This is a genomic window from Ruegeria sp. N11, from assembly GCF_056531525.1.
This window is the reverse complement of the sequence record NZ_JBQFLX010000019.1, coordinates 70185-94152: the sequence shown is the minus strand read 5'-3', so window position 1 is coordinate 94152 and position 23968 is coordinate 70185. Positions and strand designations below refer to the sequence as shown.

Genomic DNA, 23968 nt, shown 5'->3' with positions numbered 1-23968 from the left:
CAACGCATCTTCATCCGAATACCGCTTCCGAGCCATCCATCATCCCTTCCGTGACACCAAAATAGTGGCACAGTTTTACGGGGCTAAGACACAAGTACAGTAGCCAACTGCCAAACGAACTGACGCAAAGCTCGAAGGTTGTGGAAACCAGACTTGTTGTAGAGTTCACGGATGTCCTGTTCATAATATTCAAGCAGCCCACGAACGTCGGACTGTCCGATTTCCCCGACGAACGACGCTAATGCGCTGTCGGGGTCGCTTTCCAAAAAAAATGAATGCCCGACTATCTTTTCTCTAAATGCAATAAAGTGATCATCTTTCAAACCGTCTGTATTCGCTAAAAGAATTACACGAGTATCACCATGCTCTACGAATCGATTCACAACGCCCAATAGTTCCGACATGGGGATTTGGCAGCGTTCTAAATCATCCAGAACCAAAAGTGCTCCGTCCATGTTCGTCGATGATTGTTCCAGTTGCGAAGTCACCGCATCAACGATTTTGTTCAGGTTTGCTGTACCCCCAAAAATGCCTCCTGATCCAAGTGTAAGTGCACCGCTGAAGATAGATCCAGCAAGGCCCGCCCCCTTGTGTAGTGTTTTCGTGAGAGAACCGGCACTTGCATAAAAGAGGTTGGTCTCCAATGACTGGACGTCGGGGATACCAAACACCGAAAGGTAGATGGGTTTGCGGTCTGTGAACGACTCATCTTCTAACAACTGCAATACAAAATGAGTTTTCCCGCAGCCCCAACGCCCTTCGACCAAAACCGCAAAGTGGGGTTTCGATTCAGTGTTTGCCCAATTTCTAAGAAATTTCTTTACCTCGGCCCTATCAATGCCCATTCGCAAAATACTCGCCACTAAATTGAATGAACAGTTTATGGCAGGTGCAGACGGTCACGTCGATCCTTGTTCACCAGACGTAACCCCAAACAATCGTTTTTGACCTGCACGCTGTGCTCAGCAATGAATCAGAGTTCTAGCTGTGACAAGAACTCCCCGGCAAATCGTTGACAAGTTTGCAGTTATTTTGCGCAAACCAGTAGGTAGCTTGAGCAGACACTTCAATGACTGCTTTCCTGAAGCTGCGCGGTAGCTTGATACGCCTGAACGTACGGCGGCTCCGGGCCGGTCAGGTTAGGCAGGCGAAACTTTGAACGGAGACTTTGCGAAGTCTGCTTTCTGCGCGTCGCAGACCTTCGCGAGAATCCAAGCAAAAAGGCCGCATGGAACCCAAGGTTCCTTAGGGAGGCCCTTTGCGGGATTGAGCAACGCAAAGGACCATAACAGCAACGACTACGCCAAAAACTGATTGAATTCACCGCTAGGGCAGACAATCGCGCAGCGCAAAACTATGGGCAAACTACGCAAACTTATGGGGTGCGCGAAGTGTTATGCGCAAACCTACACATGACTAGAAATCCAAGTTTTCAACACTCAGCGCGTTTTTCTGGATGAACTCCCGCCGCGGTTCGACCACGTCGCCCATCAGTTTGGTAAACAGATCATCCGCCTCGACCATATCATCCACCCGCACCTGCAACAGTGTGCGTGCGTCGGGGTCCAGCGTTGTTTCCCAAAGCTGGTCGGGGTTCATTTCACCCAAACCTTTGTACCGTTGCAGCGACAGGCCCTTTTCGCCTTCTTCCAGAATTGCGCGCAGCAGGTCCAGTGGACCGTGAATCGATTGCATACGGTCCCGGCGGATCAGGGTCGCGGGGGTGTTGTAAACCTCTTGCAGGCTTTGTGTGAAGCTGCCTGTTTTGCGCGCCTCGCCCGAACGCAGCATGGGGCCATCCAGCGTGCGCACTTCTTCGACACCGCGCAGTATGCGGGCCAGCCGAATGCCGTGGTCCTGCGTGATCCGGCCCTGCCACCCTCGTTCATATTCAAGCGCGATCAAGTCCAGACGGGCGGCGACCTTGTCGGCCACGCCTTGCAGGTCGGCATCAACCGCGCCCGGCACAAAGGCCCCGGCAACGGCAGCTTGTTCCAGTATATGGCGCGGGTAGTGGGTCGGAAACGCATCCAGCACACGTTTCAACTGCCGTGCTTCATCGACCACCCGGGTCAGATCCTGGCCTACGATCTCTTCGCCCGAGCCCAGTTTCAGAACCGCACCTTCGACGCCCTGGTTGATCAGATAGTCATCCAGTGCCGCCTGATCCTTCAGGTAAACTTCTGATTTACCACGCGAAACCTTGTATAGCGGCGGCTGCGCGATATAGAGATACCCGCCCTCGATCAGCTCCGGCATCTGCCGATAGAAGAAGGTCAGCAGCAGGGTTCGGATATGCGCGCCGTCCACGTCGGCATCGGTCATGATGACGATCTTGTGGTAGCGCAGCTTTTCGATATTGAACTCATCCCGACCAATACCAGTGCCCAGCGCCATGACGAGGTTGCCGATTTCCTGAGAAGACAGCATCCGGTCGAACCGGGCACGCTCGACGTTCAGGATCTTCCCGCGCAAGGGCAGAACGGCCTGTGTCAGACGATCCCGGCCCGTCTGAGCAGAACCGCCAGCCGAGTCCCCCTCGACGAGGAAGACTTCGGTCTTGGACGGATCTTTCTCGGAGCAATCCTTTAGCTTGCCCGCCAGATAGTTCACGTCCATCGCCGTTTTGCGACGGGTCAGTTCGCGGGCCTTGCGAGCGGCCTCGCGCGCCAGAGCAGCCTCGATGATCTTACCGACGATGGTCTTGGCCTCGTTCGGGTTTTCTTCGAACCACTCGGCCAGCTTTTCGTTCATCAGACTTTCGACCGCCGGGCGTACTTCGGAGCTGACCAGCTTGTCCTTGGTCTGGGACGAGAACTTCGGATCAGGCACTTTCACCGACAACACACAGGTCAGGCCTTCGCGCGCGTCGTCGCCGGTAAAGCTGACCTTTTCCTTCTTGGCGATCCCGCTGGACTGCGCGTAGTTGTTGATCGTCCGGGTCAGCGCGCCCCGGAATCCGGCCACATGTGTCCCGCCATCGCGCTGCGGGATGTTGTTGGTGAAGGGCAGAACCGTCTCGTGGTAGCTGTCATTCCACCACATGGCGATTTCGACACCGATATCATCGCGCTCGCCCTTGATATAAATCGGCTCGGGCATCGCAGCAGTTTTCGAACGGTCCAGGTATTTGACGAATTCTTTTACGCCGCCCTCATAGAACAGTTCGGTCTCAAGCCGCTCCGCCGGACGTTCGTCGATCAGGATGATCCGCACGCCCGAGTTCAGGAAGGCCAGTTCGCGCAGGCGCTTTTCCAGTGTCTCGAAGGAATATTCCAGATTCGAAAACGTATTGGTCGAAGCCAGGAACCGCACCTCGGTCCCCGTGCGGCCACCACACTCGGCCACGACCTTCAGATGCTCGGCTGTCTCGCCCCCTTCAAACCGGGCAATATGTTCTTTTCCGTTGCGCCAGACCCGCAGTTCCAGCCAGTCGGACAACGCGTTCACCACCGATACGCCCACGCCGTGCAGACCGCCCGACACCTTGTACGAGTTGCTGTCGAACTTACCGCCCGCGTGCAACTGGGTCATGATGACCTCGGCGGCAGACACGCCTTCTTCGGGGTGGATATCGACCGGAATCCCGCGCCCGTTATCGCTGACCGAAACGCTGGAATCGGCGTGAATTTTTACGGTCACATGGTCGGCATGACCGGCCAGAGCTTCGTCAATTCCATTATCGACAACTTCGTACACCATGTGGTGCAGACCCGAGCCATCATCGGTATCACCGATATACATGCCAGGGCGCTTGCGGACGGCCTCTAAGCCCTTGAGAACTTTAATAGAATCCGCGCCGTATTCTTGTGATGCCTGTGCGTCTTCGGACATGCCGTTAGTACCTATATTATTTTGGTAACTTATACGTTTTCTGGTGGGGAATGTCACGCGATCCCCCCACATTTTGTGGCGGAACTTGGTTTTTTCAGCAGATCAAAGCCGGTCGATATCCGCCGCGATATCCGCCGCGATTTCCAGGGCATTCACATCGCTGCGCTCGGCCGACAAACGCAGCCCCAACAGGTCGGATTGATACCGCGCCGCAAGACGGTCCGGATCACGATCCGCGCCGATTTCTCCGGCCTCCTGCGCGCGGCGAAACAGCGTTGCAAAACACACTTTCATATCCGCCATATGACGGCTCGCCTTTTCGGCCAGTTCGTGATCCTTCGACTGCAACTCGGCGTAGGTTTTGGCCAACATGCAGGCTCTTGCAGGCATCTGGGCAGAATCGATCACGATCCGTGGCTGCGCCTTCAATGCTTCAAGCGGCCCTAATTCCTCGGCCAGCTCCATAAGGCGCGCCACACCATCCTGCGCGTACCGTTCCAACGTCAGCGCATAAAGCGCATCCTTGGACCCAAATGCCGCATAAAAACTGCCCGGTTTGAGGCCCAACTCGCGTTCCAGATCCTTCAGCGACGTCCCGGCCCAGCCCTGACGCCAAAAAATATCCCTGGCCTTCGCGATCAGAGCGTCTCGGTCATATGCGGGTTTGCGGGGCATCTACTTCACCTATTCTTGAACGCTCGCTCAAATATATACTTGAGTGATCACTCAAGAAAGACTATTTCGGACTCAGTCGCCAGAAAACAGGAGTTCCGACATGGCCAACTTCCCCTCCCACGACCTCGAATCCGCACCAGAAGGATCCAAACCGCTTCTCGAGAAGTCCCAGGCCGCGTTTGGCCGCTTGCCCGGCCTGCACAAGGTGATGGCTGAAAGCCCCCAGCATCTGGAAGCTTATCAGGTCCTGCACGGCCTGTTCATGCAGACCGATTTCGACAATGACGAGAAAACCGTCGTCTGGCAGACCATCAATGTTGAAAATGAATGCCACTACTGTGTGCCCGCTCATACCGGCATCGCGAAGATGATGAAGGTTTCGGATGAGATCACCGAAGCGCTTCGCAACGAAACCCCGCTGCCCAATGCCAAACTCGAAGCACTGCGCACCTTTACCCTGCAAATGATGCAAACCCGCGGCAACGTCTCCGAGGCGCAATTGCAAACCTTCTTTGATTCGGGCTACTCACACCGTGCTGTTCTGGACGTGGTGCTGGGCCTGGCTCAGAAGACCATGTCGAACTACGTCAATCACATGGCTAAAACACCTGTGGATCAAGTCATGCACGGCTTCCTTTGGGAACGCAAGGTCAGCGAACCCGCCTAAGGCGTCACGACCGAGCCTTCGTCGCCTTCCGTGACAACCAGCGTCTGGGCCCTCTCACCCAATTCCGCAAACAACTCAGGCCCGGTGCCCGTCATCCAGGCCTGAGCACCAAGCGCGCAGATCTCATCATAAAGCGCGGCCCGTCGGGTGGCATCCAGATGGGCGGCAACTTCATCCAGCAACACGATCGGTGGCGCACCCACCATCCCGGCCAACGCCCGCGCGTTGGACAGGATCAGCGAAACCAAAAGCGCCTTCTGCTCGCCGGTTGAACAATCCCTGGCAGGCACGCCCTTGGCCGCATACGCCCCATACAGATCCGACCGATGCGGCCCAACCAAAGTCCGCCCCGCCGCCAAATCGCGAAAGCGGCTTTCATTCAATGCGTAACGCAAGTCTTCCGCCGTCCCGGGCATCGTCCCATCGGTCTGCACCAGCTCCAGTTCAGCAGACGGAAATGCCGTTTCTGCCTGATCCTGCGCTGCGCGCAGATGGTCCAGCGCCGATAACCGGGCCACATTTATCCGGTGCCCCATCTCCGCCATCTGACCTTCCAGGGCGGCATACCAATGGGCATCCCTCGCCTGCTCCTTCAGCAAGCGATTCCGTTCCCGCATGGATTTTTCGTAGATCAACGATGCCTCGGCATGGCTTGGGTCGAAACTCAGCGCGATCCGGTCCAAGAACCGGCGCCGCCCTTCGGCGCCCTCGATCCACAACCGATCCATCGACGGAATCAGCCAGACCACCCGCGCCAGCTTGCCCAGATCAATCTGACTGGCGGCCTTGTCGTCAATCCGAACCTGTCGCGCCGCACCACCTTCCGACCAGGTCTCAATCTCGTATCGCTGTCCCTGCGCCTGCAACAGCCCGGACAGCTTCCAGCCCAGCGCCTCGGGGCGCCGAGTCATCTCCGCCGCGCTGGCCCGTCGCATTCCACGACCCGGCGAAAACAGTGAAACCGCTTCTAGGATATTGGTCTTGCCAGCCCCGTTCGGTCCATGGATCGCCACGGGCCGCCCATCCAAAGACAAACGCGCCAGTTTGTGGGACCGGAAATGCGAGACCGTAAGTTCGGTCAGGGCCAAAGCCATGACCCCTCCCTTCATCTTTTCAAAAATACTCCCGCCGGAGGCATCGCGCGCCAGCGCGATCAGACACGCATCGGCATGACAACGTAAACCGCGCTCTGGTCATTGCCTTCACGCATCAGCGTCGGGTCTCCAGCCGAATTGAACATGAACACCGCATTCTCGCGATCCACTTGGCTAGCGATCTCCAGCAGGTACTTCGCGTTGAACCCGATCTCCAGCCGCTCGTCGCCATAGGCTACGGCCAGTTCTTCCTCGGCCGCACCGCTATCCGGCGCGTTCACCGACAGGACCAGCTTGTCCGCATCCAGCTGCAGCTTTACCGCCCGCGACCGCTCTGATGAAACGGTTGCAACACGGTCCACGGCCTGCGCGAATTCGGCAGCGTCGACTTCCAACTTGCGAGTGTTCCCCTGCGGAATGACACGGGTGTAGTCGGGGAAAGTGCCATCGATCACTTTTGAGGTCAGCGTGATATCCGGCGTCGCGAACCGCACCTTGGTTTCACTGACCGAGACAGCGATATCCATCTCGTCATCGTCCAGCAGCTTGCGCAATTCGCCCACGGTCTTGCGCGGCACGATGACGCCCGGCATACCCGCCGCCCCATCCGGCAGGTCGGCGTCAATGCGCGCCAGCCTGTGTCCATCGGTGGCCACGCAGCGCAGAACCTTGCCGCCCTCGGACCCATCCGCCACATGCATGTAAACACCGTTCAGGTAGTACCGGGTTTCTTCAGTCGAAATGGCGAATTTGGACTTGTCGAACAACCGGCGCAGCAATGCTGCGGAAGCTGTGAAATTCGACTGGTACTCCGAAGAAGCCATCACCGGAAAATCTTCTTTCGGCAATGTCGCCAGCGAGAAGTTGGATCTCCCGGCCTCAACCGTCAGGCGACCCGCAGCACTGTCAGCCGTCAACGTGACCAGCGCGCCGTCGGGCAACTTGCGCACGATCTCGTGCAGGGTCGTTGCCGCCACCGTGGTCGCCCCGGCTTTTTCAACCTGCGCAGGGGCCTTGTCCACCACTTCGATATCCAGATCGGTGGCGCGGAACTGCACCTGGTTGCCTTCAGCCTCGATCAGCACATTGGCCAGAATCGGAATTGTGTTGCGGCGTTCCACAACGGATTGGGCCTGCGAAACGGCCTTGAGAAGGGTGCCGCGTTCGATGCTGATCTTCATACCCTCAATTCCTCTGACTTCTGTGCCGACATGGGCGGGACTGGCACGTTAGCGGTTCCACCCTGAGGCACAAGGATTTTTTATGGTTTTCTGGGTCGGATTGCCCAACACGTCAAGGGCCGCGTGGTTTCCAAAGCACAGTTCCAGGCCAGGCGTGGACAATAGCGCACATGATTACGCCCCGGACCTGGTGAACCGGGGCGTTGATGAAGGGCTTGGGTTGCAATTAGGCTTCCAGAGACCGCCGCAGCATTTCAACGTCTTCCGCGATCTGACCGTCGGTCAGCTTCAACTCTTCGATCCGCTTGACGCCATGCATGACCGTGGTGTGGTCACGCCCGCCAAAGCGGCGGCCGATCTCGGGCAACGAGCGGCTGGTCAGCTGCTTGCACAGATACATCGCAACCTGACGCGGACGCGCGTATGAACGCAGGCGTTTCGGACCGATGATGTCGGACAAGCGAATGTTGTAGTAGTCCGATACTTTCCTCTGAATCTCTTCAACGGTGATCTTACGCTCGGACGCGCGCAGGACGTCGGCCAGACAATCCTGAGTCAGTTCCATATCGATCTCACGCCCCACCAGCGAGGCAAACGCAAAGAGACGTGTCAAAGCCCCTTCAAGCACGCGTACATTGGTTGAGATGCGGTGTGCGAGGAATTCCAGAACACCGTCCGCGATGGTCAGATCCGGATATGTGCTGCTATACTGCTGTACCTTGTTCTGCAGGATACCAAGGCGCAATTCGTAGTCGGTGGGGTGCAGGTCGACGACCAGGCCGCATTGCAGACGCGACTTCACACGGTCCTCCAGATCCTTGATTTCGCCCGGGGCGCGATCGGCCGAGATGATAATCTGCTTATTCTGATCCACCAAGGCGTTGAAAGTGTGAAAGAACTCTTCCTGAGTTGAATCCTTGCCCGCGATGAACTGGACATCGTCGACCATGAGCACATCAACCGACCGGAAGAGATGTTTGAAATCCATCATCCGGCGCTCGCGCAGAGCCTGTACAAAGCGGTACATGAACTGTTCGGCCGACAGATAGAGCACATTCAACTCAGGGCGCTTGGTTTTTAGCTCCCAGGCGATGGCGTGCATCAGGTGTGTTTTACCCAGCCCGACGCCGCCGTAAAGGACCAGCGGATTGAAAGTAACCGGCCCGCCTTCTGCAACCCGGCGCGCCGCGGCATGGGCCAGTTCGTTGGGCTTGCCGACCACAAAGCTGTCAAACGTAAAGCGCGCATCCAACGGTGCCGCCTGCAGCGAATCCAGGGCACCATTGCCATCCTCCTGATAGGATGGATCGACCCTTTTGGGTTCCGCCATTTCCCGCGCTGCCGTAGCGGGTTCCACTGCCGGCCGCGCGGGCGAATTGGCCGCGACGCGAAAGGCCAGACGCTCCACCGGTTCACCGGAGGTGTTCAGTTCATAGAGAATGAGATCCGCAAAATTCTGACTCACGTAGTTGCCCATGAAATTCGTCGGCACCGAAAACACCGCTACACCGTCCTCCAACTCCTGAAATTCAAGAGGTTCGATCCAGGTGGTGTAGTTGTTCCGGCCAACAACCTTCAGCAACTTTTTACGCAGCAGTCCCCATTTCTCTTGTGTCATTCAGCGCCTCACGCATCCCATTCTTTATAGGCCTTCAGGCCTTTTATTGAATTTGTCCGGATCACCCGGTCTTCTGGGCGTTCACTCACGCAAAAGGCACCCTTGCGCCGAACCAAATAGATCGGCGGTTAGATTTTCTTTTTCTGCGCATCGCTGATACTGCTACGCTCCAACAGCCGGAGCGCGCCCGAAAACCAGGTTACGCATCACCTTCCAATTTTAGACAGGACCGAGCACCTCGGTTTCCCGAGACCCGAAGCAGATCGCCAAACCGGCCAGACCGGTCGCCGACATTCGTCCATGGATCATCCTGATGCCCGTCAGTCCGATCGCCAGGACAGCCTGTCCCCCCAAGCGAGTGAATCGCTGAAACAGTGGTAACAAGACCGAACGGCCGGCGGCAATGAATCTCTGATATTGACTCAGGAATCCGGCAGAAAGAATCTCTCGGTTTTGTGAAGGCGCGATATATCGGCAACAGCAAAAAGGCGCCGCACATTGCGACGCCTTCTGAAATGGATCAGCCTTGTTTACCTGACGCTAGGTCAGGCACCGGCGTCAGCCCAGTGCTTTTACGCGCGACGACAGGCGCGACATTTTGCGGGCAGCAGTGTTCTTGTGGAAGACACCTTTGGTGACACCGCGCATCAGTTCGGGCTGGGCTGCGCGCAGGGCTGCGGTTGCCGCGTCCTTGTCGCCGGATGCGATTGCTTCTTCAACTTTGCGCAGATAGGTGCGGATGCGCGAACGGCGTGCTTTGTTTACAGCGAAACGCTTTTCGTTCTGACGTGCGCGTTTCTTTGCCTGAGGCGAGTTAGCCATGTGTTTCTGACCTTTGTTCGGTACGGTTATCTAGGGTTGCGCGCCACGGAAACATCCGCACCGGATCAGAAATCACGAGTGTGAGTCGGGCCGAGCGGGCCGCACGCGCATGTATAGCGGCGCTTACTATCCAAGTTGGCGAGGTTTGCCAAGCCGATTCTTTGATGCGCAAGGCAGGTATGAAAAAGGCGGGCAATGGCCCGCCTGTTCCGATCTGGTCAGGGCACCGCTTACTTGTCGCGGAACTGCGCCGCGCGTTTTTCCAGAAACGCGGCCATGCCCTCTTTTTGGTCTTCTGTCGCAAACATCGAGTGGAACACGCGCCGTTCAAACAGCATTCCCTCGCTCAGTGGCAACTCATAGCTGCGGTTCACGGCCTCTTTTGCCGCCATCGCCGTCAGTTGCGATTTCTCCGCGATCTTCTGCGCGGCCCCTATTGCCTCTTCGATCAGCTTTTTTGCCGGAACAACGCGGCTGACCAGCCCCGAACGCTCGGCCTCCTCCGCATCCATAAAGCGCCCGGTCAGGTTCATGTCCATCGATTTTGACTTGCCGACAAATCGGGTCAGGCGTTGCGTGCCACCGATGCCGGCAATGACACCCAAATTGATCTCTGGCTGGCCGAACTTGGCAGTATCAGCGGCGATGATGAAATCGCACAGCATCGCCAGTTCACAGCCGCCACCCAACGCATATCCTGCCACCGCAGCAATGATCGGTTTACGAATAGCCGAGACGCGATCATTCGCTTCGCCAAACAGGTTTTGACTGTAGACATCGACAAAGCTCATCTCGGACATCTCTTTGATATCCGCGCCCGCGGCAAAGGCCTTTTCCGAGCCGGTGATGACGATGCAGCGCACCTTGTCGTTTTCATCTGCCTCTTCCAGCGCGGTGTACAGCTCACCCATCAACTGGGTGTTCAGCGCATTCATCGCGTCCGGTCTGTTGAGCTTGATAAGGGCAACGTGGTCTTCGATTTCGACGATGATCGTCTCAAAAGCCATGGGATGTAAGCTTCCGGTTGTTCCGTTCAAGTACGATTCCTTACCACGCGAAAAACTTGGATCAAGCTATCTTTGGCATTGCGCACAGTAGAAGGATGAGCGACCGGACTGGGTGATTCTCCTTATCACAGCGTCACAACCTTCGGTCCGGCAGGGCTCGCCCTCTCGGCCATAGACGTCAAAGCTGTGCTGAAAATATCCAAGTTCTCCATCAGCTTGGCGGAAATCCCGCAGCGACGATCCACCCGCCTCAATCGCCTCCTGCAGCACCTGCCGAATAACAGGAACCAGCGCCGCGACTCGCGCCGCAGAAATTTGCCCGGCCCTGCGACGTGGCGACACCCCGGTGCGATAAAGCGCCTCGCACACGTAAATATTGCCGAGCCCGGCAACGATTCCCTGATCCAGCAATGCGGATTTGACCGGCGTGTTCTTTCCGCGAAACGCATCGACCAGGTGTTGCTCGTGAAAATCATTGCCCAAGGGTTCCGGCCCCAGAACCGACAGAAGTTTGTGTTCCTCGGCCGTGGCCGTCGGCAGCAGATCCATTGCCCCGAACCGGCGCGGGTCGTTGAAGGTCACCCGCGCGCCATTGACCATGTGAAACACGACGTGATCGTGTTTTGCCGGCATCGGATGCTCGTGCACGAACTGCCCAAGCGGATCGCCCGAGACGGTCATCCGCCCGGACATGCCCAGATGGATCAAAAGCGTCTCGCCGCTGCCAAGATCGGCCAGAATGTATTTGGACCGCCGCCGCAGCCTGTCAACCCGCTGGCCCGTCAGTCGCTCGGCCATGCGTTCCGGAAACGGCCAGCGCAGATCCGGTCGGTTCACGTCCGCCTTTTCGATCACCACCCCCTCCATTGCAGGGGTCAGGCCGCGTCTTACTGTCTCGACCTCGGGCAATTCCGGCATTACACGGCTCCTAATCCAAAGGGCCGCATTGTGCCCCGGTTCCAGAGCCCTATAACAGAGGCGAAATTCGACAAACGGCAAGGCAAATGTCCGACAACAGCGACAAGACCACACATTTCGGGTTCGAAACCGTGCGCGAGGCTGAAAAAGCCGGGCGCGTACAGGGCGTGTTCAACTCGGTCGCCTCGAAATACGACGTGATGAACGACGTCATGTCGATGGGCATCCACCGTGTCTGGAAAGACGCGATGATGGACTGGCTGGCTCCGCGCCCTGGTCAGCGGCTGCTGGATGTGGCGGGTGGCACGGGCGATATTTCTTTCCGCTTCCTTAAACGCGCGGGCCACGGCCACGCCACCGTTCTGGATCTGACCGAACCGATGCTGATCGAAGGCCGCCAGCGCGCCGAAGCCGACCAGATGTCGGACAGCCTCAACTGGGTAGTCGGTGATGCCATGGCACTGCCTTTCGAGGACAACACGTTTGACGTCTACACCATCTCGTTCGGGATCCGGAACGTCACCCGCCCGCAAGAGGCGTTGAACGAAGCGTTCCGTGTTCTCAAACCCGGTGGCCGCCTGATGGTGCTGGAATTCAGCCAGTTGCCCAATGACGGGTTGCAAAAGCTCTATGACCTCTACAGCTTCAACGTCATCCCGCGCATGGGGAAACTGATCGCCAATGACTACGACAGCTATCAGTACCTGGTCGAATCGATCCGCAAATTCCCGGATCAGGAAACCTTTTTGAACATGGTCCGCGCAGCGGGATTCGAGAATGCCAAATACCGCAACCTGAGCATGGGCATCGCGGTGCTGCATTCCGGATGGAAGATCTGACCTATGCGCGGCCCTCATAATATCATCCGCCTGATCCGCACAGGCGCCACCTTAGAGCGCACGGGTGCCATGAATGTCGTGCTGGATGCGTTTGAAGCCCCGCGTGCCGTGCGCATCCTGGCGCATACGTTGGGCAAACCCTTCCAATGGCTGGGTTACAAAGGCGATTCCAAGATGCCGCCGGCGACGCGTGCCCTGACCGCGCTGGGTCCGGCCTACATAAAGTTTGGCCAGGTGCTGTCGACCCGACCGGATGTTGTAGGCAACGAACTGGCAAGCCAGCTGCGTGTGTTACAGGACAAACTCCCCCCTTTTTCCCGCTCAGCAGCAATGGCCGAAGTGGAAAAGGAACTGGGGCAACCGGTGGCCGAAATCTTCAGTGAATTCAGCGATCCGATTGCCGCCGCTTCGATCGCACAGGTTCACAAGGCCAAACTGACCAGCACGGGCGAAGACGTCGCCGTCAAGGTCCTTCGCCCCGGCATCGAACGCGCCTTCAAAAAGGATGTCGACGCTTTCTATTTTGCCGCCCGCATTGTTGATCTCTTTGCCCCCGGCGCGCGCCGATTGCGCCCGATGGAGGTCATCGAGCATTTCGACGGGATCGTACGCGGCGAACTTGACCTGCGTCTGGAAAGCGCGGCTGCTTCGGAATACGCTGCCAACACAAAGGATGATGCGGGCTTTTGGCTGCCGCCCGTGGTTTGGTCGTTGTCCGCACGCCGGGTGATGACGCTCAGCTGGGCAGATGGAATCCCGCTTGGCGACAACGAGGCTCTGGATGCCGCGGATCATAACCGCAACGATCTGGCCCAGCGGGTCTTGCGCCTGTTTTTGCTGCATGCCCTGCGCGACGGCTACTTTCATGCCGACATGCATCAGGGAAACCTGAAAGTCGCGGCAAACGGCGACATCATTGCCTACGACTATGGCATCATGGGCCATATCGACGAATACACCCGCCGGGTCTATGCCGAGATCCTGTTCGGCTTCATCCGTCGCGACTACAAGCGCGTGGCCGAAGTGCATTTCGAGGCGGGCTATGTCCCCGCCAATCAGGACGTTGACGAGTTCGCCCGGGCCCTGCGCGCGGTCGGAGAGCCGATCTTCGGTATGGACGCTACCCATATCTCCATGGGGCGTTTGCTGAGCTACCTGTTCGAAGTAACCGAACGGTTCGGGATGGAAACCCGGACGGAACTGATCCTGCTGCAACGCACCATGGTTGTGGTCGAAGGCGTCGCGCGGTCACTGGACCCCCACATGAACATCTGGGAGGTCGCGCGTCCCGTGGTTGAAGATTACATCAAACAGTCAATCGGCCCGCGCGCCGTAATGCGGGACTTCGGCAAGACAGCAATGGTTCTGGCCCGGTTTGGCCCACGCCTGCCTGGATTGGTTGAAAACGCGCTGATTGCGCAGACCCAACAGGAAGAAACCAAAGGCAACAAAGTCGTGGCGTCACTTCTGACCGCCGCAATCGGCGCAGCTTTCGGTGCGGCGGCGGTGCTTTTGATTACAGTATTGGGTTAACTCCGGCCCGCCTGCTTCATCTGGCCAAAAATATCCTCGGGGGGAATCGCGCCATGGCGCGATGGGGGGCTGACAGCCCCCCTGCCCGATCTCAGATCAAAGGCGCTCGATTGCTATGGCAATCCCCTGACCGCCCCCAATGCACATGGTGATCAGACCTTTGGAACCACCGGTGCGCTCCAACTCGTAGAGGGCCTTCAAAGTGATGATCGCACCGGTCGCGCCCACCGGGTGGCCCAGAGCGATCGCACCACCGTTGGGGTTAACCTTCGATGCGTCCAGCCCAAGCTCCTGATTGACAGCCAAAGCCTGCGCAGCGAACGCCTCATTGCTTTCAATGACATCAAACTCTTCGGTGGACAGCCCGGTCTTCTTTAGCAGATTCTGAACCGCCGGAACCGGTCCGATCCCCATCACTTCGGGCCGAACCCCGGCATGGGCATATCCCAAAACGCGCGCCCTGGGCTTCAATCCGGCTTTCTCGGCGGCATCTGCCGTCGCCAGAACCATAGCCGCTGCCCCGTCATTGATACCCGAGGCATTTCCGGCAGTAACACGACCGTCTTTCTTGAACACCGGTCGCAAACCTGACAGCGCCTCAAGCGAGGTTGCTTTCGGGTGCTCATCGACCTTGAAATCGACCATGTCGCGCTTAACCTTGACCTGCACTGGCGCGATCTGGCTTTCGAAATAACCCGCCTCGATCGCTTCCGCCGCGCGGGTCTGGCTGGTCATTGCAAAAGCGTCCATCTGCTCACGGCTGATCTGGTGCTCGTCCGCGACGTTCTCGGCGGTGATACCCATATGCCCGGTTCCGAACGGGCAGTTCAGTGCCCCCAGCATCATGTCCAGCGAGGTGACATCACCCATCTTTGCGCCCCACCGCGCCTGCGGAATGATATAGGGGCTGCGCGACATGCTTTCGGCGCCGCCTGCAACGGCGAATTCCGCATCGCCCAACGTCAGCGACTGCACCGCCGACACGATCGCCTGCGCGCCAGACCCGCACAACCGGTTCACGTTCATTGCGGGGGTGCCATTTGGAATTCCTGCCTGCATCGCAGCAACCCGTGACAGATACATGTCACGCGGCTCGGTGTTGATCACATGACCGAACACCACATGCCCGATTTGCGCGCCTTCGACACCGGACCGCTCCAGCGCCGCCTCGGTCGCAACAGTCGCCAGATCAATCGGCGCGGTCGAGGCCAGAGCCCCGCCAAAGGTGCCAATCGCGGTGCGGGCACCATCGAGAATTACGATGTCGGTCATGGATCACTCCTCCTGAATTTGACCGCAGTATGCACACGCAGAATGATGATGTCGCGCAAGACGTCCCGTCACGGACGGAATTGACAATGCTCCGCTCAGCGCGCATGAAATTCCGTCATGACGGAAAACACAGACGATATCCTGACACGCCTCCCCGCCCGCCTGAAAGAGGCACGCAGGGCCAAGGGCCTGTCCCTCGAAGCGGTCGCCAACTTAAGCGGCGTCTCCCGGTCCATGGTCAGCCAGATCGAACGGGGCGAAAGCAGCCCGACCATCTCGACACTGTGGAACCTGACCCGCGCCCTGCAGGTGGATTTTGCGGGCCTTCTGGAAGACTCCAAAGCCAAGAATCAAATCGAGGTGCTCAAGAAAACCGAAGTGCCAAGTATCGATAACATGGGCGAGCGATGCCGGATTCACATCCTGTCGCCGCCGGAAGAGGCCGGTGGGCACGAAGTTTACGATATTCAGTTCGAAGACGGCGGTGCGTTGAACAGCCAGCCCCATAAGCGGGGCGCACGGGAACAGTTAACCGTTTTGGAGGGCGCCGTCCGTGTCATTTCGGGGAACGCCGTTTCGGACCTGAAGCAAGGCGATACCGCCCGGTATGCAGCGGATATTGCGCATTCCATTTCCGCCGATGGCCCGGCACGGGTTTTCCTGATCGTAAAAAACGCCTGACATCAGCAAATTTCCGCCTTCACGGAAATTTTTCCTTCATACTGTAATTCCCCTATTTGGGAATATTGTCCACTATGTTAGAAACGCGACTCAGATGAACGGAGGTCGCCATGGCAGATGCATTCCTGTCCCACATCACGGACACCCTTGCGCAGATCGAAGCAGAAGGCCTGTACAAACGCGAACGAATGATCACCTCGCCCCAGGGCGGTGAGATTACGGTGGGCGACAGGCAGGTTATTAACCTGTGTGCTAACAATTACCTGGGTCTGGCCGATCACCCCGCTCTGATCGAGGCTGCCACGAACGCAATGGGACCCAAAGGGTTCGGCATGGCTTCGGTGCGATTCATCTGTGGAACGCAGGATATTCACCGGGAACTGGAACAGGCGTTGGCGAAGTTCCTGAACAAAGACGATTCCATCCTGTTTGCAGCCTGTTTCGACGCCAATGGCGGACTGTTCGAACCTTTGTTGGGCCCGGAAGACGCCATTATCTCGGACAGTCTGAACCACGCGTCGATCATTGACGGCGTGCGGCTGTGCAAGGCGAAGCGCTATCGCTACATGAACAATGATATGAACGACCTTGAAGCCTGGCTGAAACAGGCGCGCGAGGACGGGGCGCGGCATGTCATGATCGCCACTGATGGCGTATTTTCCATGGATGGATATCTGGCCAACCTGCCAAAAATTCGCGAACTGGCGGACAAGTACGATGCCATCGTCATGGTAGATGACTGCCACGCCACCGGCTTTATGGGGCCAATCGGTGCCGGAACACCGGATCACTTCGGTGTCGACGTAGACATTCTGACGGGAACTCTGGGCAAGGCACTTGGGGGGGCAATCGGCGGCTATATCGCCGGGCCGCAGCCAGTGATTGACCTGCTGCGGCAGCGGGCGCGGCCCTATCTGTTCTCAAACTCGCTGCCGCCTTCCATCGTCGCCGCAGGGCTTGAAGCCATCCGTCTGGTCGAACAGGGCGACATGCTGCGCGCTCAGCTATTCGGCAATGCGAAATACTGGCGCGCGGGTCTGGAAAAACTGGGATTTGACCTGCTTCCCGGCGAGCACCCGATCATCCCCGTGATGCTGGGTGAAGCGCAGTTGGCGCAGGACATGGCCGCACGTCTGTTTGACGAAGGCGTCTATGTTTCGGGCTTCTTCTTTCCTGTCGTGCCACGCGGAAAGGCGCGGATCAGAACCCAGATGAATGCAGCCTTGACAAGGGACGAACTGGACAGCGCACTGGCGGCCTTCGGTAAGGTCGGCAAGGAGCTGGGAGTGATCTGATGCGACCCAACACAATGAAAGCGCTCGAGAAGTCCAGGCCCGAGGAAGGGCTTTGGATGGTGCGGTCTCCGGTGCCGGAAATCGGCCCCGATGAGGTGCTGATCAGGATCAACAAGACCGGTATCTGCGGCACCGATATTCATATCTGGAACTGGGATGAATGGGCCGCGCATACTGTTCCGGTGCCGATGATCACCGGTCACGAATTTGCCGGAGAGATTGTTGAGATCGGACGCAACGTGACGGGTCTTGAGATTGGCCAGCGCTGCTCGGGGGAAGGGCATCTGATCGGAACCGACAGCCGCCAGAGCCGCGCAGGCAAGTTTCACCTCGACCCCGGCACGCGCGGCATCGGGGTAAACGAACAGGGGGCGTTTGCCCAATACCTGAAACTGCCCGCCTTTAACGTTGTGCCCTTGCCGAACGACGTCCCGGATGAAATCGGAGCGATCCTTGATCCGCTCGGCAATGCGGTGCACACGGCGCTCAGCTTTGATTTGCTGGGAGAGGACGTTCTGATTACCGGAGCGGGTCCCATTGGCATCATGGCTGCCGCGGTCGCCCGTCATGCCGGGGCACGGCATGTGGTGATCACCGATATCAACCCGGATCGTTTGAAGCTTGCCGAACATGTCGTACCCACGGTTCGCGCCGTCGATGTCAGTCACGAAGACCTGAAAGACGTTATCGCTGCGCTTGGAATGCAACAGGGGTTCGATGTGGGCCTGGAAATGTCAGGCTCACAAGCCGCGCTGGATCAGATGGTCGAAGCGCTGGTGATGGGTGGCAAGATTGCCCTTCTGGGTATCCCGCCCGGCAAATCCCCGGTCGACTGGTCGCGCATCGTGTTCAAGGCGATCACCATCAAAGGCGTCTATGGCCGCGAGATGTTCGAGACTTGGTACAAGATGATAGCCATGCTTCAGAACGGCCTGGATGTCAGCCGGGTCATCACTCATCGGTTCAGCGTCGACGATTTCACCAAAGGGTTTGAGGCCATGAAATCCGGTCAATCCGGCAAAGTGGTGCTGGACTGGACCTGAAATGACAAAACGAAAACAGCGGCCCGAATGAGCCGCTGTTTTTCTTTGTCTGATTGTGTCTGGATCAGTCCAGCGTGCGGGTAACTTCTTCGCGTTCAAAGATTTCGATGACGTCGCCCTGGCGGATGTCATCGTAGTTCTCGAATGCCATACCACATTCCTGACCCGACTGGACTTCGGCCACTTCGTCCTTGAAGCGCTTCAGCGTCTTCAGCGTGCCTTCGTGGATCACCACGTTGTCGCGCAGCAGGCGGACGCCTGCGGAACGACGGGCAACACCTTCGGTGACCAGACAGCCAGCAACCTTGCCAACACCGGTGACCTTGAAGACTTCGCGGATTTCGGCGTAACCGATGAACTTCTCGCGAATTTCGGCGCTCAGCAGACCCGATGCGGCCGCTTTCACGTCATCAACGAGGTCATAGATCACCGAATAATAGCGGATCTCAACACCCTTCTGGTTCGCCGTATTCCGGGCTGACGCATTGGCACGAACGTTGAACCCAAAGACCGGCGCGCCGGAGGCTTCAGCCAGGCCGACATCCGTCTCGGTGATCGCACCAACGCCCGAGTGCAGTACACGCACGCGCACTTCGTCGTTTCCGATCTTCTCCATCGCCTGAACGATGGCTTCGGCAGAACCCTGCACGTCGGCTTTGACGAGGATCGGCAACTCGGCCACGTTCTCGTCTTCCTTGGCCTTCTGCATCAGTTGCTCAAGGGTGGTCGCGGCACCGGCGGCGGCGCGTTTGTCCTTGGCGGCTTGTTCGCGGTAGGCTGCGATCTCACGGGCCTGAGCTTCTGTCTCGGTCACGTTCAGAACGTCACCGGCCTCGGGCGTACCATTTAGGCCCAGAACCTCGACCGGAACCGAGGGGCCAGCTTCCTTGACGCGTTCGCCCTTGTCGTTGATCAGCGCACGGACCTTACCGTACTGTTCACCCACAACGAAGATATCGCCCTGACGCAGCGTGCCGTTCTGAACCAGAACAGTGGCCACAGGACCACGGCCCACATCCAGCTGCGCCTCGATTACGGCGCCCTGGGCAGCGCGGTCGGGGTTGGCTTTCAGTTCCAGAATCTCGGCTTGCAGCGCGATGGCTTCCAGCAGTTCGTCCAGACCCTGACCGGTGATGGCCGACACTTCGACGTCCTGAACTTCACCCGACATCTTCTCGACGATCACTTCGTGTTGCAGCAGGTCGGTGCGGACCTTGTCCGGGTTCGCGTCCGGTTTGTCGATCTTGTTGATCGCCACGATCATCGGCACTTCGGCCGCCTTGGCGTGGTTGATCGCCTCGATCGTCTGCGGCATCACCGCGTCATCGGCCGCAACCACCAGAACCACGATATCCGTGACCTGGGCACCGCGCGAGCGCATCGAGGTAAAAGCCGCGTGGCCCGGAGTATCCAGGAAGGTCAGCGTCGTGCCACCATCGGTTTCTACCTGATAGGCACCGATATGCTGGGTGATGCCACCCGCTTCGCCTGCGACGACCCGCGCATCGCGGATCGCGTCCAGCAGCGAGGTCTTACCGTGGTCAACGTGACCCATGATCGTAATGACCGGCGGACGCGGTTGCAGATCTTTTTCGCTGTCTTCGACCTCTTTGATGACGTCCTCGACATCCGAATCGGAAACACGGGTGACCTTGTGGCCGAACTCTTCGATGATCAGCTCGGCTGTATCGGCGTCGATGGTCTGGTTCTGCGTCACCATCATGCCCATCTGCATCAGTGATTTGACCACATCGGCCACACGCTCGGCCATACGGTTCGCCAGTTCCGAAACCATGATCGCTTCGGGCAACTGTACGTCGCGGATCACCTTTTCGCGCTCGACCGGGCCGCCCATGGCTTTCTGACGCGCACGCTCCTGCTTGCGCTTCATCGACGCCATCGAGCGCTGACGGTTACCTTCGCCACCGGTGGCCTGACCCAGTGTCAGCTTGCCGGACCTGCGGTTGTCGTCACGCCCTTTGCCGCGACCGCGTTGTTCGCGTTCGCGATCCTGCTTGCGCGGAGTCGCCGCTGGAGCAGGCTTGCTGGCCGGGGTGCGGGCCGCCTTGGGTTCCTCGGGGGCCGGGGCAGCAGCAGCGCGTTTGGCGGCTTCTTCCGCCTCTTTGCGCTTGCGCTCTTCGTCTTCTGCCTTCTGGCGCGCACGTTCTTCGGCCTCACGCTGTTCGCGTTCCTTGGCCTCTTGCTCGGCACGGCGGCGGGCGCGTTCTTCTTCACGCGCCTTTTCTTCCGCCTCGCGGGCAGCAGCCTCGTCGGCCTCCCGCGCCTTGGCGGCCTGCAATGCCTTCATGCGGCGCGCCATTTCGGCATCCGAGATGCCCGCCGGACGACGTGAAGGATCACCCGACGGCGCAGCGCCGCCACCTGGCTTGCTGGCACCCGGCTTGGGGACCACCACGCGCTTGCGTTTGGTTTCCACCACGACATTCTTGGTGCGTCCGTGGCTGAAACTCTGTTTCACATTTCCGGGGCGTGCCCCGCCACGAAGACCCAATGTCTTTTTGCCGTCACTATCGCTCATAAAGCTTCTTACCCTTCCGAGCGGCCCTTGCCGCCGTCATCCGTTTCGCGCAAGCCACGCAGGCGCTGCGCTTCCTCTACAACACGTTTGGCGAGTCCGCCAGAGGCCAGAGCCGCATGAATCACGGTTTGGCGCCCAAATGCCTGTCCCAACTCGTCCGCCGTCAGCCAACCGATGTATTTTCCAAAATGCGGCGTGCTCAGTTTCGACTTGCCGCGCCCCGATCCGTCGGTGGCCTGAATCAGTACCTGGGCCTCTTCCCGGTCCAGCCACGTCTTGACCTTTTCGTAGCCGGCGACCGCATCGCCGGACTTGCGGGCCAGACTCAGCAGTTCGATCACCCGGCGCGAAATCTGCCGCTCGACCTCATCCGCCAGATCCTGCGGTATGGTCACCTGAGCCTTGAACCCGCGTGCAAACAGTTTCTTGCCCACGGCCCGGTCCAGAGCGGCGCGATCCGCCGCCACATAGACCCCACGTCCCGGCAGTTTCGCCGCGACATCCGGATAGACCTGACCGTCCGGCCCCGTCACAAAGCGTATCAACCCATATTTAGGCTGAACTTCGCCCGTGGCGATGCACTTGCGTTCAGGTCCTTCGGACCGGTCTTTATGGACGCCACCGCGACCCATTCACGCCACCCGAGGCCTGAAATCAGGCCTCGGCCTCCTCGTCTGCAATTTCACCATCTTCTTCGGCCTGCTCCAGCTCGGCCGGATCAACCCAACCCAGCATGATGCGGGCCGTCATGACCAGATCCTGTGCTTCTTCCAGCGTGACGCCGAAAGGCTCCAGAACACCGTCATCCTTGATGCGTTCGCCCTCGACCGTGGTCCAGCCACCGGCCAGTTCCCAGTCCGCGCAGGTCGCGAAGTCTTCCAGTGTCTTCACATCGTCCTTGGCCAGCGCCTCAACCATCTGGGGTGTCAGGCCTTCGAATTCAATAAGGCTGTCCTCGGCGCCCAGGGCACGGGCAGCATCCAGCGCGGCCTTGGCCTGTGCTTCCAGGAATTCCCGCGCGCGGGTTTGCAGTTCCTGCGCGGTGCCTTCGTCTACACCGTCAATGACCAGCAGCTCGTCGATCTCGACGTAAGCCACCTCTTCGAGGTTGGTGAAACCCTCTGAGACCAGCAACTGGGCAAAGAATTCGTCCAGATCCAGACTTTCCATGAACAGCTTGGTGCGGGCTTCGAATTCCTTCTGACGACGCGCCGACTCTTCAGCCTCGGTCATGATGTCGATGTCCAGACCGGTCAGCTGGCTGGCCAGACGCACGTTCTGACCACGGCGGCCAATGGCGAGCGATAGCTGTTCCTCGGGGACCACAACCTCGATCTTGCCGGCTTCTTCGTCCAGAACCACCTTGGAAACCTCGGCGGGTTGCAGCGCGTTCACCAGGAAAGTCGGCTGGTCCTCGTTCCACGGGATGATGTCGATCTTTTCGCCCTGCAGCTCATTCACAACGGCCTGCACGCGGCTGCCGCGCATACCTACGCAGGCACCGACGGGATCAATTGAGCCGTCATAGGAAATCACCGCGATCTTCGCGCGCGAGCCGGGGTCACGGGCCACGGCCTTGACCTCGATGATGCCGTCATAGATTTCCGGCACTTCCATCTTGAACAGCTCGGCCATGAATTCCGGCGCGGTACGCGACAGGAAGATCTGGTGGCCGCGAACCTCGCGGCGGACTTCCTTGATATAGGCGCGCACACGGTCATTCGGGCGATAGCTTTCGCGGCCAATCTTGTCGTTGCGGCGCAGAACGGCCTCGGCACCACCCAGATCGACGATGACATTGCCGAATTCTTCGCGCTTGACGGCACCGTTGATGATGGTTCCGGCGCGATCCTTGAATTCTTCGTACTGACGATCACGCTCAGCCTCGCGGACCTTCTGCAGAATCACCTGTTTCGCCGACTGCGCCGCGATACGGCCCATTTCAACCGGCGGCACTTCTTCAGCGAAGACGTCACCGACTTGCGGGTCTTCCATGTACTGTTTGGCCTGCTCGACGGTGAACTCGGCCTGATAGTTTTCCAGCTCGTCATCCTCGACCACGGTACGAACGCGGGTAAAGGTGGCCTTGCCGGTCTTACGGTCGATGCTGACGCGAATGTCCATCTCGGCGCCGTAGCGGCTCTTGGCGGCGCGGGCGAGCGATTCTTCCATCGCTTCGACAACCAGACCGGGGTCGATCATCTTTTCGCGGGCCACGGCCTCGGCGGTCTGCAGCAGCTCCAGCTGGTTGGCTGAGGTGATTGCCATCAGTTCGTCTCCTCTTCGGACCCTTCGGTCTCAATCTCGTCGAAAGCGTTTTCGTTCAGGGCACCGGCATCCTTGCGCTGGCGCAGCATTTCCTTGATCAGGTCGTCGGTCAGGACCAGCTTGGCGTCGCTCAGCCAGTCGAACTGCAGACCGATGGTGATCGTTTCTGACCCTTCGGGGATGTTTATCAGAACCTCGTCCCCTTCGATCCCGGCCAATTCACCCTTAAAGCGGCGGCGGCCGTCGATCAGCTCGGCAGTTTCGATCTTGGCTTCATACCCCTCGAACGTCTCAAAATCCTTGAGACGGGTCAGAGGGCGGTCGATACCGGGGCTGGACACTTCCAGCGTATAGGCGTCAAGGATCGGATCCTCGACATCCAGCGTGGCGCTGACCGCGTTCGAAATTTCAGCGCAATCATCCACTTCGATACCGCCATCGGGCTTGTCGGCCATGATTTGCAGCGTGGTCTGTTTGCCGCTCATCAGGCGAATACGGACCAGCTCATACCCCAGATCCTCGATCACGGGGGTAATGATCTCGGCCAGTCGCCGATCGATGGCAGCTTTGGCTATCAGGTCGTTTGTCATCAGGTTCTCTACCCATGAATCGGGCACAAAAAAACGGGCGCGCGGCCCGTCGATCTTTTCCGGTGGAGCCCCGGACCCTAGCCCGACACGCC

Annotated in this window: 20 protein-coding genes; 6 read left to right on the top strand and 14 right to left on the bottom strand. The window is 58.6% G+C overall.

What is annotated here, in order from left to right:
• Positions 1–83 precede the first annotated feature (83 nt).
• The 3 genes from ACR0J8_RS18935 to ACR0J8_RS18925 form a co-directional block, all read right to left on the bottom strand.
• Complete coding sequence (locus ACR0J8_RS18935; RefSeq protein WP_480891674.1) at positions 84–863, bottom strand: P-loop NTPase fold protein; 780 nt, start codon at positions 861–863, stop codon at positions 84–86.
• 553 nt (positions 864–1416) lie between these two features.
• Entirely contained in the window at positions 1417–3834 is a 2418-nt protein-coding gene (gene gyrB / locus ACR0J8_RS18930; RefSeq protein WP_480891671.1) for a DNA topoisomerase (ATP-hydrolyzing) subunit B, read from the bottom strand.
• Positions 3835–3936: 102 nt separating this feature from the next.
• Entirely contained in the window at positions 3937–4509 is a 573-nt protein-coding gene (locus ACR0J8_RS18925; protein ID WP_480891668.1) for a TetR/AcrR family transcriptional regulator, read from the bottom strand.
• 100 nt (positions 4510–4609) lie between these two features.
• On the opposite strand from ACR0J8_RS18925, the gene ACR0J8_RS18920 reads away from it, so the two are divergent.
• Positions 4610–5176: a carboxymuconolactone decarboxylase family protein gene (locus tag ACR0J8_RS18920; protein ID WP_480891685.1), complete on the top strand. Its 567-nt coding sequence runs from the start codon at positions 4610–4612 to the stop codon at positions 5174–5176.
• Here the strand turns inward: ACR0J8_RS18920 and recF are convergent.
• The 6 genes from recF to mutM form a co-directional block, all read right to left on the bottom strand.
• Positions 5173–6270 carry a DNA replication/repair protein RecF gene (gene recF / locus ACR0J8_RS18915; RefSeq protein WP_480891665.1) on the bottom strand — a complete coding sequence of 366 codons (1098 nt, stop codon included), beginning with the start codon at positions 6268–6270 and terminating at the stop codon, positions 5173–5175. The genes ACR0J8_RS18920 and recF overlap by 4 nt on opposite strands.
• Positions 6271–6329: 59 nt before the next feature.
• The gene (dnaN, locus tag ACR0J8_RS18910; RefSeq protein ID WP_170615475.1) at positions 6330–7451 is read right to left on the bottom strand and encodes a DNA polymerase III subunit beta; all 1122 of its coding nucleotides are present in this window, start codon (positions 7449–7451) and stop codon (positions 6330–6332) included.
• A gap of 226 nt (positions 7452–7677) precedes the next feature.
• Positions 7678–9069, bottom strand: a complete 1392-nt coding sequence (dnaA, locus tag ACR0J8_RS18905) for a chromosomal replication initiator protein DnaA (protein WP_480526630.1) — start codon at positions 9067–9069, stop codon at positions 7678–7680.
• A gap of 558 nt (positions 9070–9627) precedes the next feature.
• Positions 9628–9891, bottom strand: a complete 264-nt coding sequence (gene rpsT, locus ACR0J8_RS18900) for a 30S ribosomal protein S20 (RefSeq protein WP_170575014.1) — start codon at positions 9889–9891, stop codon at positions 9628–9630.
• A gap of 230 nt (positions 9892–10121) precedes the next feature.
• A complete protein-coding gene (locus ACR0J8_RS18895; protein ID WP_170681949.1) occupies positions 10122–10898 on the bottom strand; it encodes an enoyl-CoA hydratase in 777 nt (258 codons plus the stop codon).
• A 66-nt stretch (positions 10899–10964) separates the two neighbouring features.
• Entirely contained in the window at positions 10965–11816 is an 852-nt protein-coding gene (mutM, locus tag ACR0J8_RS18890; protein WP_170805855.1) for a bifunctional DNA-formamidopyrimidine glycosylase/DNA-(apurinic or apyrimidinic site) lyase, read from the bottom strand.
• An 86-nt stretch (positions 11817–11902) separates the two neighbouring features.
• Between mutM and ubiE the strand changes: the two genes are divergently transcribed.
• Both ubiE and ubiB read left to right on the top strand, forming a co-directional pair.
• Positions 11903–12655, top strand: coding sequence for a bifunctional demethylmenaquinone methyltransferase/2-methoxy-6-polyprenyl-1,4-benzoquinol methylase UbiE (ubiE, locus tag ACR0J8_RS18885; RefSeq protein WP_480526628.1), 753 nt, complete (start codon positions 11903–11905; stop codon positions 12653–12655).
• A gap of 3 nt (positions 12656–12658) precedes the next feature.
• Positions 12659–14188 carry a 2-polyprenylphenol 6-hydroxylase gene (ubiB, locus tag ACR0J8_RS18880; protein ID WP_480526626.1) on the top strand — a complete coding sequence of 510 codons (1530 nt, stop codon included), beginning with the start codon at positions 12659–12661 and terminating at the stop codon, positions 14186–14188.
• Between the two features lie 96 nt (positions 14189–14284).
• On the opposite strand, the gene ACR0J8_RS18875 is transcribed toward ubiB, so the two are convergent.
• Positions 14285–15460: an acetyl-CoA C-acyltransferase family protein gene (locus ACR0J8_RS18875; protein WP_480526625.1), complete on the bottom strand. Its 1176-nt coding sequence runs from the start codon at positions 15458–15460 to the stop codon at positions 14285–14287.
• Between the two features lie 117 nt (positions 15461–15577).
• On the opposite strand from ACR0J8_RS18875, the gene ACR0J8_RS18870 reads away from it, so the two are divergent.
• From ACR0J8_RS18870 to tdh, 3 genes are all read left to right on the top strand, one after another.
• Positions 15578–16141, top strand: a complete 564-nt coding sequence (locus tag ACR0J8_RS18870) for a helix-turn-helix domain-containing protein (protein ID WP_480526623.1) — start codon at positions 15578–15580, stop codon at positions 16139–16141.
• Positions 16142–16251: 110 nt separating this feature from the next.
• Entirely contained in the window at positions 16252–17436 is a 1185-nt protein-coding gene (locus ACR0J8_RS18865) for a glycine C-acetyltransferase (RefSeq protein ID WP_480891659.1), read from the top strand.
• A 14-nt stretch (positions 17437–17450) separates the two neighbouring features.
• Positions 17451–18479 (top strand): L-threonine 3-dehydrogenase, encoded by a 1029-nt coding sequence (gene tdh, locus ACR0J8_RS18860; RefSeq protein ID WP_480891683.1) that lies wholly within the window; start codon positions 17451–17453, stop codon positions 18477–18479.
• A 64-nt stretch (positions 18480–18543) separates the two neighbouring features.
• Here tdh and infB read toward each other — a convergent pair whose 3' ends face one another.
• Genes infB through rimP form a run of 4 tightly spaced genes read right to left on the bottom strand, consistent with a single transcriptional unit; the run spans position 18544 to position 23876 of the window.
• On the bottom strand, positions 18544–21018 hold the full coding sequence (gene infB / locus ACR0J8_RS18855) for a translation initiation factor IF-2 (protein WP_480891656.1): 2475 nt from the start codon (positions 21016–21018) through the stop codon (positions 18544–18546).
• A gap of 8 nt (positions 21019–21026) precedes the next feature.
• Positions 21027–21650, bottom strand: coding sequence for an RNA-binding protein (locus tag ACR0J8_RS18850; RefSeq protein ID WP_170615495.1), 624 nt, complete (start codon positions 21648–21650; stop codon positions 21027–21029).
• A 22-nt stretch (positions 21651–21672) separates the two neighbouring features.
• On the bottom strand, positions 21673–23286 hold the full coding sequence (gene nusA, locus ACR0J8_RS18845; protein WP_480526620.1) for a transcription termination factor NusA: 1614 nt from the start codon (positions 23284–23286) through the stop codon (positions 21673–21675).
• Complete coding sequence (gene rimP / locus ACR0J8_RS18840) at positions 23286–23876, bottom strand: ribosome maturation factor RimP (RefSeq protein ID WP_170386826.1); 591 nt, start codon at positions 23874–23876, stop codon at positions 23286–23288. Before rimP ends, nusA begins: the two co-directional genes overlap by 1 nt.
• Positions 23877–23968: the final 92 nt, after the last annotated feature.

Excerpts from the sequence above, each read along its gene's own strand:
- recF (WP_480891665.1), bottom strand. The coding sequence starts at position 6,270 with ATGGCTTTGGCCCTGACCGAACTTACGGTCTCGCATTTCCGGTCCCAC.
- dnaN (WP_170615475.1), bottom strand. The coding sequence starts at position 7,451 with ATGAAGATCAGCATCGAACGCGGCACCCTTCTCAAGGCCGTTTCGCAG.
- ACR0J8_RS18870 (WP_480526623.1), top strand. The coding sequence starts at position 15,578 with ATGACGGAAAACACAGACGATATCCTGACACGCCTCCCCGCCCGCCTG.
- dnaA (WP_480526630.1), bottom strand. The coding sequence starts at position 9,069 with ATGACACAAGAGAAATGGGGACTGCTGCGTAAAAAGTTGCTGAAGGTT.
- nusA (WP_480526620.1), bottom strand. The coding sequence starts at position 23,286 with ATGGCAATCACCTCAGCCAACCAGCTGGAGCTGCTGCAGACCGCCGAG.
- gyrB (WP_480891671.1), bottom strand. The coding sequence starts at position 3,834 with ATGTCCGAAGACGCACAGGCATCACAAGAATACGGCGCGGATTCTATT.
- infB (WP_480891656.1), bottom strand. The coding sequence starts at position 21,018 with ATGAGCGATAGTGACGGCAAAAAGACATTGGGTCTTCGTGGCGGGGCA.
- rpsT (WP_170575014.1), bottom strand. The coding sequence starts at position 9,891 with ATGGCTAACTCGCCTCAGGCAAAGAAACGCGCACGTCAGAACGAAAAG.
- tdh (WP_480891683.1), top strand. The coding sequence starts at position 17,451 with ATGAAAGCGCTCGAGAAGTCCAGGCCCGAGGAAGGGCTTTGGATGGTG.
- ACR0J8_RS18895 (WP_170681949.1), bottom strand. The coding sequence starts at position 10,898 with ATGGCTTTTGAGACGATCATCGTCGAAATCGAAGACCACGTTGCCCTT.
- mutM (WP_170805855.1), bottom strand. The coding sequence starts at position 11,816 with ATGCCGGAATTGCCCGAGGTCGAGACAGTAAGACGCGGCCTGACCCCT.
- ubiB (WP_480526626.1), top strand. The coding sequence starts at position 12,659 with ATGCGCGGCCCTCATAATATCATCCGCCTGATCCGCACAGGCGCCACC.
- rimP (WP_170386826.1), bottom strand. The coding sequence starts at position 23,876 with ATGACAAACGACCTGATAGCCAAAGCTGCCATCGATCGGCGACTGGCC.
- ACR0J8_RS18850 (WP_170615495.1), bottom strand. The coding sequence starts at position 21,650 with ATGGGTCGCGGTGGCGTCCATAAAGACCGGTCCGAAGGACCTGAACGC.
- ACR0J8_RS18925 (WP_480891668.1), bottom strand. The coding sequence starts at position 4,509 with ATGCCCCGCAAACCCGCATATGACCGAGACGCTCTGATCGCGAAGGCC.
- ACR0J8_RS18875 (WP_480526625.1), bottom strand. The coding sequence starts at position 15,460 with ATGACCGACATCGTAATTCTCGATGGTGCCCGCACCGCGATTGGCACC.
- ACR0J8_RS18865 (WP_480891659.1), top strand. The coding sequence starts at position 16,252 with ATGGCAGATGCATTCCTGTCCCACATCACGGACACCCTTGCGCAGATC.
- ubiE (WP_480526628.1), top strand. The coding sequence starts at position 11,903 with ATGTCCGACAACAGCGACAAGACCACACATTTCGGGTTCGAAACCGTG.
- ACR0J8_RS18920 (WP_480891685.1), top strand. The coding sequence starts at position 4,610 with ATGGCCAACTTCCCCTCCCACGACCTCGAATCCGCACCAGAAGGATCC.